General features: G+C 43.3%; 18 protein-coding genes. 12 read left to right on the plus strand and 6 right to left on the minus strand.

The genetic code is table 11. From position 1 onward, the window contains the following. Positions 1-8: 8 nt before the first annotated feature. The 5 genes from ACWNM1_RS20675 (at position 9) to ACWNM1_RS20695 (ending at position 5,491) form a co-directional block, all read left to right on the plus strand. Positions 9-3,299 carry a phage tail-collar fiber domain-containing protein gene (locus ACWNM1_RS20675; protein WP_449602464.1) on the plus strand — a complete coding sequence of 1,097 codons (3,291 nt, stop codon included), beginning with the start codon at positions 9-11 and terminating at the stop codon, positions 3,297-3,299. 6 nt (positions 3,300-3,305) lie between these two features. Beyond that, positions 3,306-4,088, plus strand: coding sequence for a hypothetical protein (locus ACWNM1_RS20680; RefSeq protein WP_449602465.1), 783 nt, complete (start codon positions 3,306-3,308; stop codon positions 4,086-4,088). Positions 4,089-4,190: 102 nt separating this feature from the next. Beyond that, positions 4,191-4,469, plus strand: coding sequence for a hypothetical protein (locus ACWNM1_RS20685; RefSeq protein ID WP_076136624.1), 279 nt, complete (start codon positions 4,191-4,193; stop codon positions 4,467-4,469). Positions 4,470-4,484: 15 nt separating this feature from the next. Next, a complete protein-coding gene (locus tag ACWNM1_RS20690; protein WP_449602466.1) occupies positions 4,485-4,760 on the plus strand; it encodes a phage holin family protein in 276 nt (91 codons plus the stop codon). Beyond that, on the plus strand, positions 4,757-5,491 hold the full coding sequence (locus tag ACWNM1_RS20695) for an N-acetylmuramoyl-L-alanine amidase (RefSeq protein ID WP_449602467.1): 735 nt from the start codon (positions 4,757-4,759) through the stop codon (positions 5,489-5,491). Before ACWNM1_RS20690 ends, ACWNM1_RS20695 begins: the two co-directional genes overlap by 4 nt. A gap of 53 nt (positions 5,492-5,544) precedes the next feature. Here the strand turns inward: ACWNM1_RS20695 and ACWNM1_RS20700 are convergent, their stop codons facing one another. Continuing rightward, a complete protein-coding gene (locus ACWNM1_RS20700) occupies positions 5,545-5,808 on the minus strand; it encodes a hypothetical protein (RefSeq protein ID WP_449602468.1) in 264 nt (87 codons plus the stop codon). A gap of 134 nt (positions 5,809-5,942) precedes the next feature. On the opposite strand from ACWNM1_RS20700, the gene ACWNM1_RS20705 reads away from it, so the two are divergent. Both ACWNM1_RS20705 and ACWNM1_RS20710 read left to right on the plus strand, forming a co-directional pair. Beyond that, positions 5,943-6,134, plus strand: a complete 192-nt coding sequence (locus ACWNM1_RS20705; RefSeq protein ID WP_449602469.1) for a hypothetical protein — start codon at positions 5,943-5,945, stop codon at positions 6,132-6,134. A gap of 13 nt (positions 6,135-6,147) precedes the next feature. After that, the gene (locus ACWNM1_RS20710) at positions 6,148-6,621 is read left to right on the plus strand and encodes a hypothetical protein (protein WP_449602470.1); all 474 of its coding nucleotides are present in this window, start codon (positions 6,148-6,150) and stop codon (positions 6,619-6,621) included. Between the two features lie 51 nt (positions 6,622-6,672). Here ACWNM1_RS20710 and ACWNM1_RS20715 read toward each other — a convergent pair whose 3' ends face one another. From ACWNM1_RS20715 to ACWNM1_RS20725, 3 genes are all read right to left on the minus strand, one after another. Further along, positions 6,673-7,281: an Ltp family lipoprotein gene (locus ACWNM1_RS20715; RefSeq protein WP_449602471.1), complete on the minus strand. Its 609-nt coding sequence runs from the start codon at positions 7,279-7,281 to the stop codon at positions 6,673-6,675. 258 nt (positions 7,282-7,539) lie between these two features. Continuing rightward, on the minus strand, positions 7,540-7,962 hold the full coding sequence (locus ACWNM1_RS20720) for a type II toxin-antitoxin system HicB family antitoxin (RefSeq protein ID WP_449602472.1): 423 nt from the start codon (positions 7,960-7,962) through the stop codon (positions 7,540-7,542). A gap of 37 nt (positions 7,963-7,999) precedes the next feature. Next, positions 8,000-8,188: a type II toxin-antitoxin system HicA family toxin gene (locus ACWNM1_RS20725; protein ID WP_449602473.1), complete on the minus strand. Its 189-nt coding sequence runs from the start codon at positions 8,186-8,188 to the stop codon at positions 8,000-8,002. Between the two features lie 194 nt (positions 8,189-8,382). Between ACWNM1_RS20725 and ACWNM1_RS20730 the strand changes: the two genes are divergently transcribed. Further along, positions 8,383-9,123, plus strand: a complete 741-nt coding sequence (locus ACWNM1_RS20730) for a hypothetical protein (protein WP_449602474.1) — start codon at positions 8,383-8,385, stop codon at positions 9,121-9,123. A gap of 24 nt (positions 9,124-9,147) precedes the next feature. Beyond that, a complete protein-coding gene (locus ACWNM1_RS20735; RefSeq protein ID WP_449602475.1) occupies positions 9,148-9,366 on the plus strand; it encodes a hypothetical protein in 219 nt (72 codons plus the stop codon). A 462-nt stretch (positions 9,367-9,828) separates the two neighbouring features. Here ACWNM1_RS20735 and ACWNM1_RS20740 read toward each other — a convergent pair whose 3' ends face one another. Then, positions 9,829-11,046 (minus strand): sialidase family protein, encoded by a 1,218-nt coding sequence (locus ACWNM1_RS20740; RefSeq protein ID WP_449602476.1) that lies wholly within the window; start codon positions 11,044-11,046, stop codon positions 9,829-9,831. A 33-nt stretch (positions 11,047-11,079) separates the two neighbouring features. Next, entirely contained in the window at positions 11,080-11,445 is a 366-nt protein-coding gene (locus ACWNM1_RS20745) for a hypothetical protein (protein ID WP_449602477.1), read from the minus strand. Between the two features lie 200 nt (positions 11,446-11,645). Between ACWNM1_RS20745 and ACWNM1_RS20750 the strand changes: the two genes are divergently transcribed. The 3 genes from ACWNM1_RS20750 to ACWNM1_RS20760 all read left to right on the plus strand — a co-directional run bounded on the left by ACWNM1_RS20750 (position 11,646) and on the right by ACWNM1_RS20760 (position 14,511). Then, the gene (locus ACWNM1_RS20750; RefSeq protein WP_042130445.1) at positions 11,646-12,020 is read left to right on the plus strand and encodes a hypothetical protein; all 375 of its coding nucleotides are present in this window, start codon (positions 11,646-11,648) and stop codon (positions 12,018-12,020) included. A gap of 159 nt (positions 12,021-12,179) precedes the next feature. After that, positions 12,180-13,388: a glycosyltransferase family 2 protein gene (locus tag ACWNM1_RS20755; RefSeq protein WP_449602478.1), complete on the plus strand. Its 1,209-nt coding sequence runs from the start codon at positions 12,180-12,182 to the stop codon at positions 13,386-13,388. Positions 13,389-13,413: 25 nt separating this feature from the next. Beyond that, positions 13,414-14,511, plus strand: a complete 1,098-nt coding sequence (locus ACWNM1_RS20760; RefSeq protein ID WP_449602479.1) for a glycosyltransferase family 4 protein — start codon at positions 13,414-13,416, stop codon at positions 14,509-14,511. Positions 14,512-14,563 lie beyond the last annotated feature (52 nt).

Below are 14,563 nucleotides of genomic sequence, written 5' to 3' on the forward strand. Positions count from 1 at the left end.
GGTTTGCCTTGGCTGTTTTTGGAGGCATGACAATTACAATAAAAGGCTTGGCTCTGCAAGGTAAGGCGCAGGCAGGCGCAAAGCTTGAATATACCCGGGTAGCAATTGGGGATGGATCGCTTAACGGTCAGTCCATGCCTGCGCTTAATGGATTGATATCGCAGAAGATGGTTCTTCCCATTACCCGCATCCGGGCTCAACCGCCAAATAAGGCTACAATTGGTTCAGTGGTAGATAACGCCAGCGTCACATCAGGCTTCTATTTCCGAGAGATAGGCTTGTTTGCTACAGACCCAGACGTCGGAGAAATCTTATATGCTTATGCAAACTCTGGCGTGACTGCTGATTACATCCCGCCAGGCGGTGGATCAGATATTATTGAGAAGGTTTTTGATATTGATGTTGTTATAGGTACCGCCGCAAATATCTCAGCTAAGATCGACGATTCGCTTGTCTTCACTCAAAAGAAAGAATTTCTTGCTCATGTAGACAACGCTACAGCTCACATCACAGCTGCAGAACGTGTTGCTTGGAACGCCGCTGAGACTAACGCTAAAAATGCTTCCATTCCCAAGACAGAGAAGGGCGTGGCTGGTGGCGTAGCTGCATTAGACGCCACGAAGCTCATGCTATCTGATGGCGCTATGCTCAATGGTAGGGTTGTTGAAAGGGTCTTTAACTTCTCGTTTGCCAACGGAGTCGCCAATCAAAAGATTGATGTTATTCTTCCAGTTAACGGGGGCGTTTATGAGATTGAGGTTATAGGGTCATTCAACACCATAAACACAGCAGGTAAATTAGTTAAAAGGTTTAATGGTACTTATTCTAACCCCGCATCGTACCCAACAGGATCGCAGTACACAGAAGTGACTGGAGTAGTGAAAAGCCATATATCTATTGGCGAACCTTTTTTTGACTCAGACTTGAAATGGCGAGTTCCTTTAGAATCGCGGACAACCGCACCAAACCCATTTACTGTAATCGTAAGGGTTTTGAGTGGGGGAGGAGCAGCTACTGCGCCAACGCTAAGTGCTGTTTACACAGGTACGGCTGGAACTACTCTTCCTGTAGCGGTTCAGACTATACCAGACGATACAAAAACTCAGTCCGGTTACTTACTACAGAAGCACAAGCTAACAGAGAACGACGGAAAGGTTATACGTCTTGCACCAAGTACCGACCTAAACACAGTTAATCGCAACGGGCAGTACGATGGGTACCCTCTGGTAAACGCACCGGGAAACAACACTGGGGCTTGGTTCTTTATCGAGGTGTTTTCACACTCACAAAACCCTGACAGCATCTTCTTCCAACGGGCTACTACGTTCGCCACTGTACCGAGATCGTACATTCGGGAGTGCTATAACAGCGTTTGGGGAGAGTGGACAGAAGAAGAAAACGCCAGTCGTAAGAACGTAGCTAATGGTTATGCAGGACTGGACTCTAGCGCTAAACTTATTGATGCTCTAGTACCATTAAACGTCGCACGTAAGGCTACTGAGATAACTATAAGCGGCACAGACCTAAACACCCTTGGAGAAGGTGAGTATTTATGCCCTTCTAATGCACTAGCGCTAACTTTTCTCAATATGCCGCCTACCAAAACAGCGTTCCATTTGAAAGTCTCCAAACACGCCGGATTTAATCAGACGTTTACCACATTCAACACTGTGGCGACAGGTGGAGATCGACTAAGAATATTTAGCCGCAATATCTACAATGGTGTTTTTGGGGCTTGGGTAGAAATTGAGAGTACCAATGTCAAAGGTGTTGCGGACGGTTACGCAGGGCTAGACAGTAGCGTCAAGGTTCCGCGAGTCAACACCTACAGTTCTTTGGGCGGAGCTAGTGTCACACAGATAACCAATCTAGACACAATGCTTACTGCTGGAGTGTACCCGACAATTCAGAACCCTACAGGAGCGCCAGAGAATTTTTTCGGTATGTTACGTGTAACTGTAGATAGTGGAGAAGCAGGAAACGGGGGGAATTGGGTTCTTCAAGAGTGGATGGGACAAGCGGGAGGAAATCGCTACACAAGACTTAAAATAAACGCGCTTGCGTGGACGGCTTGGATTAAACAGTGGGACAGCTTTAATGACGCTCCTTTATTTACTACTAGAGGTACTGTCTCTAATAACACAGACTACAATACCCTGGTAAAAAACGGAATATATATGATTTACAACCCTACGGGAACAACAAACTCTTCTCCTGCGGCATATGGGATATTAACTGTATCCACGAATGATCCATCTAACGTTTCCAATAGCTATATAAAACAGGAAGTCATAGAAGCTGCCACAGGCACTATATACAGTAGATCAAAGTATTCACCAACTTCTTGGACTCCTTGGGTATCTAACGTATCTAGCGCTGGCGGCACTATGACGGGGGTTTTAGCTAAAATCTATAATTCCAATATTATCAAATACCATAATTTAGCCGGATATTATGAGGGCAACACTAACAGCGTAACGGGGACGATTAAAATAACGCTTCCGGTTGGTTATACGAGTGCAATGTTAAATATCAAAATTAGGGGATACAATTACACGGCAAGCGGCGGATCTTGGGAGTTGAATCTAGGGGGTTATAACTTCTCCGGCGGCTCATGGGGCAATGTTTCTGCTGAAATCACAGGTAAACCGCCTTTTAACAATGTTCGCTTCGCTTACGATGGATCAAAATGCTGCATATTGTTGGGAGCCACGTCAACCATTTGGGCATATCCTCAAATAGAAATATCCGAAGTCGTGGCATCCCATTCGGGAGCGTCCGGTTTAGGTTCTGGATGGACTATCGGAATCATCACATCGGAAACAGGGATTACTGGCGTGAATCAACCTACTCTATCATACGGAAACGCTAATACACTGAACGGCTATGCCCCTTCCGTTATGCCTTCTCCGAATACAATAGCCCTTCGTGACGCTAAAGGAGAGATTGCGGGAGTATCTAGCACACTATCAAAAGTGGACGATACACCTATAGCGAAGTCCTCCGCTGGGCTTATGGCGCTTAATTATAACGTCACCGGAACGGATCAGACGCTCACAGTGTCGGCTTATTTGTCCCTTATGAGCGCCTCAAACTTTTCGATGTACATTTCGTACACTGACCCACGACTAGGTTTAAAAAACTATGAGATTTGTCCGCTCAAACGGTTAGAGGGTGAGGCTTACGTATTTGTTCCGGCATTCATAAGAGCGAAGGCGGGTACTGAGGTTAGGCTCATGGTTGTTCATAGTGATGATGCATTTCCAGCCTATATAACAGCATCTATCGGAAAGGGGTAATGGAGAATGACACAGTTATGTTTGCCAGGGAACGCCTTAACGCCGCACGTGCTTGAAGGTGCGAGATTCAGCGCGGGGGCGATTTATAACGGCGTAGGAACTATGAAAGACAGGGGCGGTCAGGAGGTATCAGTCCCTAGCGTATATATGCAGGAAGGTTATTTATCAGTAAGCCCCAGTGATATTCCAGCCGGAACATGGAACGCCATTGATAGCGGGACGGAATTTGTTTATCGTGATGCGTTACATGTTTCTGCTAAGAACATCATGATGGGGGTTGAAATGCTGGGGCTAGACGGTACCGCCACCTCAGACGGTACCGCAACAGCGGCAGATATCGCGGTAGGTAAAATAGCATACAGCAAAGGAATGAAGCTGACAGGGCAACTAACGCCGGGAGTTGATACCTCAAGTGCAGATGCTACAGCCGCGCAAATTCTTGCGGGTAAGACAGCTTATGTTAAGGGTGTAAAGGTTACGGGTACTGCTGGGTTATCACTTGTAAGATTGGATAGTATCGAACAAACCATTGGCAACGGTAGCATTAAACCAATTTCGACTATGATTGCTTCTATGAAAGACCTTCATAGCTACACAATCTATAAACCAACTGGAGAAATAATCGTTCAGTTCACACGTAAAGAAAGCGGTACGGGGTATATGTGGACTGTAATGACGGGTTTTACTATCTCCGATGGATATAATTTTCCTAATCTCACTACTATCTCAAATTGGTCGGGCGCTGACGTTCAATACAAATACGCAACAATCGGAACAAGATTCCAGTAGGGCGAGCAATCGACAAAATATTCCAATCTATTACGCCCGTAGTAGGCGTTTTTATTTTGCTCTCGGATCCCCGGGGGCTATTTATATAAGGGGGGAAAGGTAGTGGAGATTACAACGATCACAGCATTAGTCGCAGCAGTAAGCGGTGTAGTATTAGGGTGGGTGACCAGAACATCTGCATTTAAAAAGGATGTGGCACAGGAGGCTGGTAGTGGGGCGGCATTGCGTACAGACGTTGAATACATCAAACATGGCGTTGATGATGTTCGATTTGAGTTAAAAGACCAGGTAAGACGATTTGATGCATTAACAGAGCGAGTAACACGAGTTGAAGAATCTACCAAGCAAGCCCATAAGCGCTTGGATAAAATCGAAGAATAGAGAGGATGAATTGATATGGAATGGAGTGCAGTTGCAAATTTTATTAAACCGGAATTGTTGATGGTTGTCGCCGTGTGCTGGGTGATTGGGTATATCCTTAAACAAACGCCAAAGGTACCAGATTGGACAATCATTTACGCGGTTACTTTAGCTGCAATCATCCTAGTTGTAATGACTACTGGATTAAACGTGGATAGTGTGCTGCAAGCGATTTTATGTAGTGCAGTTGCTGTGTACGGTAATCAACTGGTTAAACAAACTGCTAAAGCGAAGGAGGGAAATGAACAATGAAAAAGGTTTTGATCGATGCAGGACATGGTGGTAAGGATCCAGGAGCAGTTGCAAATGGTTTAAAAGAGAAAGACATCGTATTATCTGTGGCTTTGGAGATTAAAAAGAGACTTGAGGCAAATTATGATGAGGTTCAGGTGTTGCTATCCCGTAGCAACGATGTGTTTCTGGAATTAAAGGAGCGCACAAATCTAGCCAATAAAGCAGGAGTTGATATCCTAGTATCCATCCACGGTAATGCTGGGGGCGGCTCTGGCGGCTTTGAGACGTTTAGATATACCAAAGCATCCACCGCGTCAGCGGCATTGCAAAACGTTCTACACACGGCTATTATGGACACGCTCAATAAAGTTGCAGTTGGAGTGATCAATCGGGGACAGAAGGCAGATAACCTGCACATGGTACGAGAGAGTAACATGCCAGCAGTACTCACAGAGAATTTGTTTTTGGATGTAGCAACCGACGCTGCCAAACTCAAAAAAGATGCTGTTATCCAAGCAATCATTGATGGTCACGTGATCGGTATTGCAAAGTATTTGGGGCTGAAGAAAAAGGAGGCAGCACCATTGAATAAAGATGAAAAAGTGACAGTTAACGTAAACGGCAAGAAGGTTGCCGATGGAGTGCTCGACAATGGTAAAACCTTTACTCCTGCACGAGCTGTAGCAGAGGCTCTAGGGGCGACAGTTACTTATGATGCAGCAAGTAGGACTGTTAACATCACAAAGTAAACTCTCAAACGCTTGACATCATGCCCACTGGCTTCGGCTAGTGGGCTTATTGTTCATTCTTTAGTGCCCTCGATCCTTAACCTTATTACTCTCGACACACTCTCTACATTACTGATAGGTACCCACACTGGACCTTCATCAGTGGTGATTTTCACTCTCTTTGGATCATTCGAATGTCCTGCGAGTCCCTTAATTCGCTCGCGAGTATGAGATATAAAGACGACGATTTGTTCTCCCATTGAAACGGCAGCCCGAATTTCTTGCCTTATTTCCTTAACGTTCATGGTCACAGGTTCTCTTTTTTCTTTGTTATTCATATTCACACCTCTACGCGTTTTAAACATTATATAAATTCACTTATAAGAAGCGACATCCTAAATATATCCATTGCATAAAGAACTAATGTTCTCATATAATACAAACAAATGTTCTTATTTTGGAGGCGATCAACATGAAGATGAGTGTCGGCCAAACAATCGAAATTGTATATCAAGCAAAGAATGGGGAAATCACACAACGGAAAATTGAAGTCCTCGGTATCCGTGATGGTCGTGTCCGGGCAACCTGTCTGACTACCGGTGCGCCACGTGTGTTTTTAGAAGCAAATATACTGGCGTGGCAATTAGTGAAGGCTGCTGGTTAAAGGAGGGGCAGGTATGAGCAAACTGGACAATAACGAAAGATGGAAAACGAAGATGATCATGACCGAGCATGTTGAGCAGTACGAGGAACAGCAGCGTGAGAATCCAGATAAAATGATAACTACGGAGGAACGCACGATGGTTCGAGACCTTATTTTGCTTCCCTACATAGATACGATGGTTGGCAAGAGCCTGAAGGAGCTCGAACACTCCAGCAACATTCTTAAACGTACCTTTTTGATGGCTGGCGAATCCATACAGCGCCGGATCATGCAGGATACCTATCGACTGCAGAAAGAGCTGAAGCAGCGGAATATCAAAATGCTGGCTGATGAGCAAGACGAATTTATCACGTATTACAAAATCTTTTGCCGAGGATATCAGGAACGCTTTGGATTAACTCGAGATGTTATGCGTACTGAGATTAGCCTACGGCTAACTAAATACACATCGGAACTGGGAAACATCTTAAAAGATCACCTGAAATAACGAAATCCCGTCAACCAAAATTTGGTCAGCGGGGTTATTTTGTATTTTATCTTATTTTAAATTATCTATCGCGTATTGCGCTTCTTCTGCAGTGAATTGCGCTCCATAGTCTGAAATCAATTGATCATAAATGGCGGAATCTGACATATCCAACGTTTCTGCGTATGATTGTGCAGATTTCAATGCATTTTCTTTCCAGTCAACTACAATGTTGTCGATAGCATATTGAGCGGCTTCTGGAGGGAAATTTGCTCCATATTCAGAAGTCAACTGATCGTAAATGCCTGCCTTTGACATATTTAAAGTTTCTGCATATGATTCCGCTTTTTTTAATGCCGATTTATGTTCTCTAGGGACACTTTCCTCTTTTTTCTTTGCTTCCAAAGCAGCGGCTTCAGCAGCTTTTTTAGCATCTGCTTCTTCCTTATCTTTTTTCTCGGCATCCGCTTTTTCAGCAGCTTCTTTAATTTTTTTATCTTCTTCATTTGGTGTAGCAATTGGTTTTTCAGTTTCTTTAGTGATAACAGTTTCAGCCTGAGCGCTAGGTTCAGGATCTGCAAGAGTAGTAGATTCTTTACCATCCTCCAAGCTTCCTATCCATCCAATTACAAGGATCAGTACTAACCAAAACCACCATTTCTTATAAATCGGCTTCTTCAATCTTTAATCCCCCTAAATATGATAATAATTTACAAGGTAAGTCTACCAGATAAAGGGAGGGGAATCTATGTATTATACAAAGATCGATATTGTGAAGACCAGCCTTGCAAAGCCAGCTCGTAGCGGGTTCCCGCGACCATCCTGCGCCGTAGCGCAAAATGGTTTCGACCGATACCCATCCGGTCATCATCAGGCGGTGTATTAGGTAGTCCTGCGAATCATCCTATATATAGGAATGTATGCAAGGAGGTATCTAACTTAAATGCGTTGCTTTTCGATTCCAAGACTTCGTTTCAATCCCTCTTGCAATACTTGGCTAAAGTTCAGATGCTGTTTTTCTGCCTCATCGTTTAACCACTTTGGTACTGTCAGTGTTTTTTTTACTGCCTTGGCTTCCATTGCATCCCTAACAGTGGGCATATAGACCTGCACTTCACAGGCGGCCTCTGTAGGATCTGCTTGCTTCAAGATAACACCAAGTTCAGACGGTGGAGGAATAGGGTCATTGTCTTGCTCAATCACATACATAAACCCCTCAAGAGCTTCACGTGCTGCGGCGTGTGCTTCTTCAGCTGTATCACCGGAAGTCAGACATCCGGGCAGATCGGGAAAACGAACGGATATTCCTTCGTCTGCCGTGTCTAGCAACGCCCAGTAGCGATAAACATCTTTCTTACTCATTTATATTAACCTCCTTGGGGGAGAGGGGCTTGCGCCCCTACAACCCTGCTGATTTTAGGATACTCTTTTGTGTCTTAGGAGGAAAGCTACTTCTAGGATGTGGGACTGTTATTTTCCCTGCCTTAGTCGGATGTTTGTAATAATGGTGGCTACCATGTACTCCAACTATGTACCACCCGTCTCCTTCGATAATTTTTATGATTTCCCTCGAACTATAAGCCTTCATCTCAACCCTCCTTATACTTATATTATACACGTATTTATTACACGTGTCAACGTGTAAATAACACGTATTATTAAGTTGGGGAGCAAAAAGCCCGTGACTTCTGATGTTTGTTTTTATCGTTTACAGAATGTTCCACAACTATTATATTCAGATTATACAAATGAATATTCTGCATTAGGAAAGGTTAGGGATATATGAGTGAGATGCTAGGGTATGTAACAGGAGATAATATAAAATGGTTATTAGGAGTAATTATACCAATGACTGTTACAGTAACTGGTTGGATTTATGTATATAAATTGGGTCAGAAAAATGTAATTAGAGATAAGCGAATAACTACATATATTAGTGCCTTTAATTTCATAAAGGATCCACTTTATAATGCTATTAGAAAAAATTCCGATTTTTGTACGTATCTTGATACTACAAGGAGACATCTAGAAGGCTTACAAGTGGAATCAATATTGTACCAAGCTGATATGAACTATTTACTACTAAAATCATATAATGAGAGAGAGTTTGAAAACCTTAAAAACGTTGCGAGTAGTTCGTACTTAGAGTTTTCTTATGCATGGGAACAATATGAAATTGTATTGCTTCCACTTGTAAAACAAAGATATGCTCTACAGGAAGAATTTAAAGAAATGATCAAGATTATTAATAATAGCTACACGGGATACAATGCATTCCTTTATTCTCTAAATGAAGGGAGAGAATTTAAAGAGGAACAACGGGCGGAACTTGTTAAGTCTATTACAATTACGCATGATCGACTTCTGGATTTTTTTGCATGCTTAATGGACGTAAATGCTAATGTTCAAAATTTTGTCTTTAAAGATTTATTAAATAGAAATATAGAGGAAAGAAAAGTATTAGACGAAAAATATCTAACGATAAATAAATTGATAGAGAAACATAAGGTGGATAATTTTTAGATATTTTTTTGTAGGAGTGATTGCTTGAGTACTACATACAAAGTCTTAGGGAGCGATGTTGAATTCTTAACAGCTGCCCTATTACAATCTAAGGTATCCGTCTGGTTTCGGTTGGAACCAGACCCAGTCGGTCACCTCATGGATTATGGGGGCATCGTGGAAGGATATACGCCGGAATCAATTAAGATAGCAGGTTCCCGTTTCTTCAGGGAGCGATTTGAATTTAGAGCATACATAAAATAACCCGCCAGGCTTCTGCCTGACGGGGAAAAATTAGAGCCGCCACAGGGTTGTCCTAGACGGCACTTTTGATGTATTTCGTTACCCGCAAATTACCCGCAGGAGACTTTATATGTTGTGCTTTTTTCTTGTAGGTTATAGTAGGTAACGAATGAGGGAAATCCTTACACAGTGCGGGTTTTATTTGATTGTTCTAATTTCTTGTAGATGCCGTTAAATATATGTTCTACATATAGTTAATGTATTTGGAATAAAAAACTTAAAGTTGTAGTATTATCAATGTTTATGCCCCCTTTTTGGGGGCTTTTTTAATGGGAAAACCACATTTCCTGTAAACACTTAGTTAAGAACATCAGAGTAATCAATGAAGCTTGGCTTCTTGATTACCGGGAAAATGGTCAAGGTTAGTCTCGCTACGCAAAAAAAGGATGCCCTATATTCCCTCGGCATCCTTTTATTAATAGCTTATTGATTATCACCAAACCAGATGTTCTCTGTACCGGTCCGCGTGTCCGTCCATACGCTCACTAGACGGCCTGTTTGGGGGACAATGGCATTGCCGATGTAGTCCCCGATTAGGGGCAGGCCGGTGACGTCGAAGGAAGTTGTCGTAATACGGGTGTTTGTAAACGTCTTCCCCCCATCTCTAGATGTAGCTAGATAAACATCAATGTTGAGGGGATTGACTCGATTAGTGTAATAGGTAACGAATATTGCACCATCCGCAGGGGACACGGTGATGGCTGGGAAAAAGTTTTGGGAGCCCGCTGGACTGCCCGTAATGGATATGGGTGCACCCCAATCCACACCGAAATTGGTGGAAGTAGCAAGAAAAATATTGGAATAACCTTCCCGGAAATCTTGCCATACAGCATAGACATTCCCTCGCGTCGTCGGTGCATTAGAAATATCCGCTGCGAGGGCAGGGTATGTCAGACATCTAAATGTATACCCTGGCAATGGATCCGGTGGGACTACAACACTGGCGACCATGGTTTCAGGGGAGAAAGTGACTCCGCCGTCTGGGGATGTGCGAATTTTCAGTTCAGTATTACCGGGAGGCTGATTGATCCATCCCACGACAACAATCCCATTTAATGTAATTGCTATACCGGGGAATTCTTCAAATTCCTCGACCGAAGACAGCAGGCTGGGACTGAAATAAGTATTACCGCTATCTAGGGAACGATTGAAGAATATCGTATTTCCTGGTATGAATTGTGTGTTGTAATCATGCGTATAACCAGTATATACATTTCCAAAAAAAGGACTTGATCCAGCCTTATCGGTGACAACAACCACCTGATCATCATTCACAAACTGTCCAAACCCTTGATTCACGATCACTGGCGGTCCGAATGAAGATGCGTTGTCGACAGATGTATAGGAAACGATCGACCCGCTTAGACCGTCAGAATCGAAGGCATGAGCCAATACTACGAACGTGGTCGGAAAAATATAATCAATATGTGGTGCTTCGATACCCGCAAATCCAGTCGGTAACGGTAATAACGTTGTTGTCCAAGTGGCACCTGCGTCAATAGATTTGTACAAACCTATATTGGGAGGGCCTGTTCGAAGATCAACAGCTACGGTGACCATAACCGAAGGATTTAGCCAGTTTACCGCAATGGTAGGCTCGAATTGATTGCTTGTGCTCGGCGAAAGCTGAATATTAACCATACAACGCTCCTTTCGTAATAGAGTTTTCGGAACTTACGGGTTCAGCTGAGCTATGAAAGTAAGTTCGGATTGCAGCACTCTTTGATGAGGGATGACGTTTCCTGACGAATCCGTTCCGTATACCGTAATAATCGTGTCTGCGGGTGCATTTCCAGTTACGAGAAATTGGACTTCATAGGATGAATTGCCTGCGATATTAAAACCGAGTAACTGGCTGGTGTTAGCATTAATATTCAATGAGCTGGAGTAGACTAAAGCCTTACTAACAAGAGTATTCCATACGTAAATGTGATAGACCACGTTAGAAGAAAAACTAAGGTTGTCATTGTCGATGTTGATGATCACGTTGGTTGCTGGGGTAGTCCCTGTGTTCGTAATGATGCCTGTTGTTGTTGCCATGAGCTTCACCTCTTTTATTAGTTTGCTATATATATATGATTTGAGGTTCATTGTGTTCGGACAAGGGCATCAGAAAAATTGTGGAAATTGAAAATATGAGAGGTATGCTATTATTCCATGAATCTCCCCGACCTCCTGTCTCACAACTTCCAATTGATTCCTGAGTATATTGATAGAAAACGAGGGAAGGAGTGATGGAAATGCCTTTTACTACCGGTCTTATTACCAACACAAGAGCAACTGGAACAGCAGCGAGTAATGTAGCTGTTAGTGTTCGTAATACTAGTAATGCAAACGCAATGGTGATCGTCGAAATCTTCGGTGTTCCGTATTCAACGCTTGCACTTACTCCGCTTTATGTCACAGGTTATTATGTTCCTGCGATGAGTTCTGATATCCGAGAGTTCTTCATTGCTGGGAATGTCGCTTACGAGGTTCAGATAAGTACCTCTTTTCCATTAGCAAATGTAGTATGTTCCACGTACGGATTGGACGAGTTTGGAAATCTTGTTACCGATCAGAGAGTGCTTCAATCTGAATTAACGGAGATTTCGGCACTTTCTATACCTGTATAACAAGTTTTTTTGGGGGAAATCAAGAAGCGATCACCGATACAAACAGGGTGGTTGCTTCTTTTTTAGGCGTAATAAATCTCATAAAGGCATTCACACAGGCACTAATGTGGAATTTAAATATACTAATTTTATACTCCAATGTAGAGAGAGGTAAAAATCATGGTGGATGTAGGGGTAGTTATGCCTTTGTATACCCAAAAGCCGGAATTTCTCCGGCAAGCTCTGGAGTCTGTTCTGCGCCAAACCTTCACCGAATTTCGACTGATCATTGTGATTGATGGAGCGCCGGAAATGGAACCGCTTGTACAGTCCATCATAGCGGAGGATCCAAGGGTAGCTATTATATCTTATGTGCCGAATAGGGGGATCGCACATGCGCTGAATACGGGCTTTGATCTTTTGTTTAACGAACCCAATATTCAGTATCTGAGCTGGGTCTCCAGCGATAATGTTTATGAACCCCGCTTCCTCGAGATCCTTCGAGATGCACTAGTGAAGGGGCCGCAGGCGCTAGGGATCGTGTACAGTTCTTTTCAAAGTATAGATAACGAGGGAAACCAACTTCATAACGAACACCAACTGGCTACTCAGCGAAATTATCAGTCACAGCCCAAAGAGAGATTGCTGGATTATTCGCTAATTGGCGTTTCTTTCATGTACAAATCGCAGGTTGCAAAGCTTGTTGGAGGGTACGGAATGGAGCCTGTGGAGGATTATGATTACTGGCTTAGACTGGCTGAACATTGTGATATTCGCTTTATCCCCGTGGAGCTGGTGAATTATCGTGTGGACTCTACCTTTAGTGTATCTGCACAGTTACATTCCACTGAAAATCATAGGAGATGGAGATATACGTACCACTTGACCCGCCATCAGGCGCGATTCCGCAGAGGGATTCCTCCAATGATTACCGTGTTATTTCCTGTGGTAAATGCTGGTGCGGAGGAAATAGCGAGGATAGAGAATCTGTATGAACAGACATACAGCAATTATGAGTGTCGGGTGCTGGATTTATCGCCTACGCGTCAACCATCTGTTCTTCTGGGTTCAATCCCTCATCCTACAACCGAGTTCGTTTGGATGCCAGAAGTTGTGGAGTCGCACGCGATTTGTGGAGCACTAGAGCACATGTCCACTCCCTACACGATAGTTTTAGGTCCCAAGATTTTCATCGGAGCACTCGATATTGAATACATGCTGGAGGCTTTGATTACTACCGGTGGAGACACGATCTCCAATTATTATACGGATGATCATAGCTTGATTGGATTCCGGCATAGACATGTCCCATCGACTAAAAATCACTACTATAATGAGCTGTTTCGAAGCGCAGATTTGTATGATTTGTTGAAGATCTATTTTTCCTAAAATAATATGTGAATGAGTGATCGTAATGAAGATTTTGTTCACCTTCTTCAACCCGAGCGGCGGCATGCAGACCCTAAACCGAGTGCGCTGCCAAGCATTACATGATCGCGGTGTAGAGTGTCATTTGTTGTACACACACCCTGGGAAAGGGAAGCAAAATATCCCTAATGTTCAAACCTATATTACCAATAATGATGACGAGATCAGGGGACTGCTCACTCGGGAAGCTTTTGACTTGATTGTAGTGTGTACGGATATTTACTTAGCGGAGCGGTTCAGAGGGTTTGATTACAAGGGGCCGCTTGTTTTTGAGGTGCAGGGATTGGGGACCTTAGATGAAGCGGAGCAAGTTATTAGTAATTTTAATGAGCGGATTCACAAGCTAACTGATGCACTGCTCTATCCAGAAACCACTCATTTGCAGACGCTTTTTAAAGGTGGATTTCCATCTATTCCTCAATATTGCTTTGACAATCCTATCGATTGCGATCAGTTTGGATATACCAATTATCCCGCAAAAAGCTTTCCCATCCTCGGCTGGGTGGGACGAATTCAAACGAATAAGAACTGGAGAGAATTTCTACAAATCGGACAACGGCTGCTGGCGATCCATCCCGAGCTTTATTTATGGATTTTTCAGGACGATACTTTGTTTGAGCCGGAGCAAAAAGAGAGCTTCGAACAATTTGTAGCCGAGACAGGGATTTCCTCACGTTTGATTTCGCATTCCAATGTTCCTCACGGGCAAATGGCAGATTATATGAGCATTATTGGTGACTCGGGAGGACTGCTATGTTCCACCTCTATTCTTGAGGGGTTTGGGTACGCAGTAGCCGAGGCGATGTTGTGTCGTTGTCCTGTTCTTACTACGGATTCGGATGGCATTCGGAGACTTGTCATTAATAATCATACTGGAAAAATATACACAAGAGGGCAACTGGATGAAGCTGTGAATGCTGCTTTATCTTTAATGCATGATCGAGCACTGCGGGACAGAATTAGGATGAATGGCGAATGGCATATCCGAAACAATCTTTCCTCCGGGCTGTATGCGGATAGATTTCTCCATATGTCTCATCAATTGATGAGACGCCGGTCTAAGATCGAGCGTCGATGGTCTTAACTCTGCGGTTAAGCCGCAGGGTTAAGATGTTTTTTTAAATATAAGAATTTAT

This window comes from Paenibacillus sp. Marseille-Q9583 (assembly GCF_976954365.1).

What these genes read in the sequence shown, in the direction of transcription:
- ACWNM1_RS20700 (WP_449602468.1), bottom strand. Translation starts at nt 5,808, where the DNA reads ATGAATAACAAAGAAAAAAGAGAACCTGTGACCATGAACGTTAAGGAA.
- ACWNM1_RS20720 (WP_449602472.1), bottom strand. Translation starts at nt 7,962, where the DNA reads ATGAGTAAGAAAGATGTTTATCGCTACTGGGCGTTGCTAGACACGGCA.
- ACWNM1_RS20760 (WP_449602479.1), top strand. Translation starts at nt 13,414, where the DNA reads ATGAAGATTTTGTTCACCTTCTTCAACCCGAGCGGCGGCATGCAGACC.
- ACWNM1_RS20755 (WP_449602478.1), top strand. Translation starts at nt 12,180, where the DNA reads ATGGTGGATGTAGGGGTAGTTATGCCTTTGTATACCCAAAAGCCGGAA.
- ACWNM1_RS20750 (WP_042130445.1), top strand. Translation starts at nt 11,646, where the DNA reads ATGCCTTTTACTACCGGTCTTATTACCAACACAAGAGCAACTGGAACA.
- ACWNM1_RS20725 (WP_449602473.1), bottom strand. Translation starts at nt 8,188, where the DNA reads ATGAAGGCTTATAGTTCGAGGGAAATCATAAAAATTATCGAAGGAGAC.
- ACWNM1_RS20745 (WP_449602477.1), bottom strand. Translation starts at nt 11,445, where the DNA reads ATGGCAACAACAACAGGCATCATTACGAACACAGGGACTACCCCAGCA.
- ACWNM1_RS20710 (WP_449602470.1), top strand. Translation starts at nt 6,148, where the DNA reads ATGAGCAAACTGGACAATAACGAAAGATGGAAAACGAAGATGATCATG.
- ACWNM1_RS20740 (WP_449602476.1), bottom strand. Translation starts at nt 11,046, where the DNA reads ATGGTTAATATTCAGCTTTCGCCGAGCACAAGCAATCAATTCGAGCCT.
- ACWNM1_RS20695 (WP_449602467.1), top strand. Translation starts at nt 4,757, where the DNA reads ATGAAAAAGGTTTTGATCGATGCAGGACATGGTGGTAAGGATCCAGGA.
- ACWNM1_RS20730 (WP_449602474.1), top strand. Translation starts at nt 8,383, where the DNA reads ATGAGTGAGATGCTAGGGTATGTAACAGGAGATAATATAAAATGGTTA.
- ACWNM1_RS20705 (WP_449602469.1), top strand. Translation starts at nt 5,943, where the DNA reads ATGAAGATGAGTGTCGGCCAAACAATCGAAATTGTATATCAAGCAAAG.
- ACWNM1_RS20680 (WP_449602465.1), top strand. Translation starts at nt 3,306, where the DNA reads ATGACACAGTTATGTTTGCCAGGGAACGCCTTAACGCCGCACGTGCTT.
- ACWNM1_RS20690 (WP_449602466.1), top strand. Translation starts at nt 4,485, where the DNA reads ATGGAATGGAGTGCAGTTGCAAATTTTATTAAACCGGAATTGTTGATG.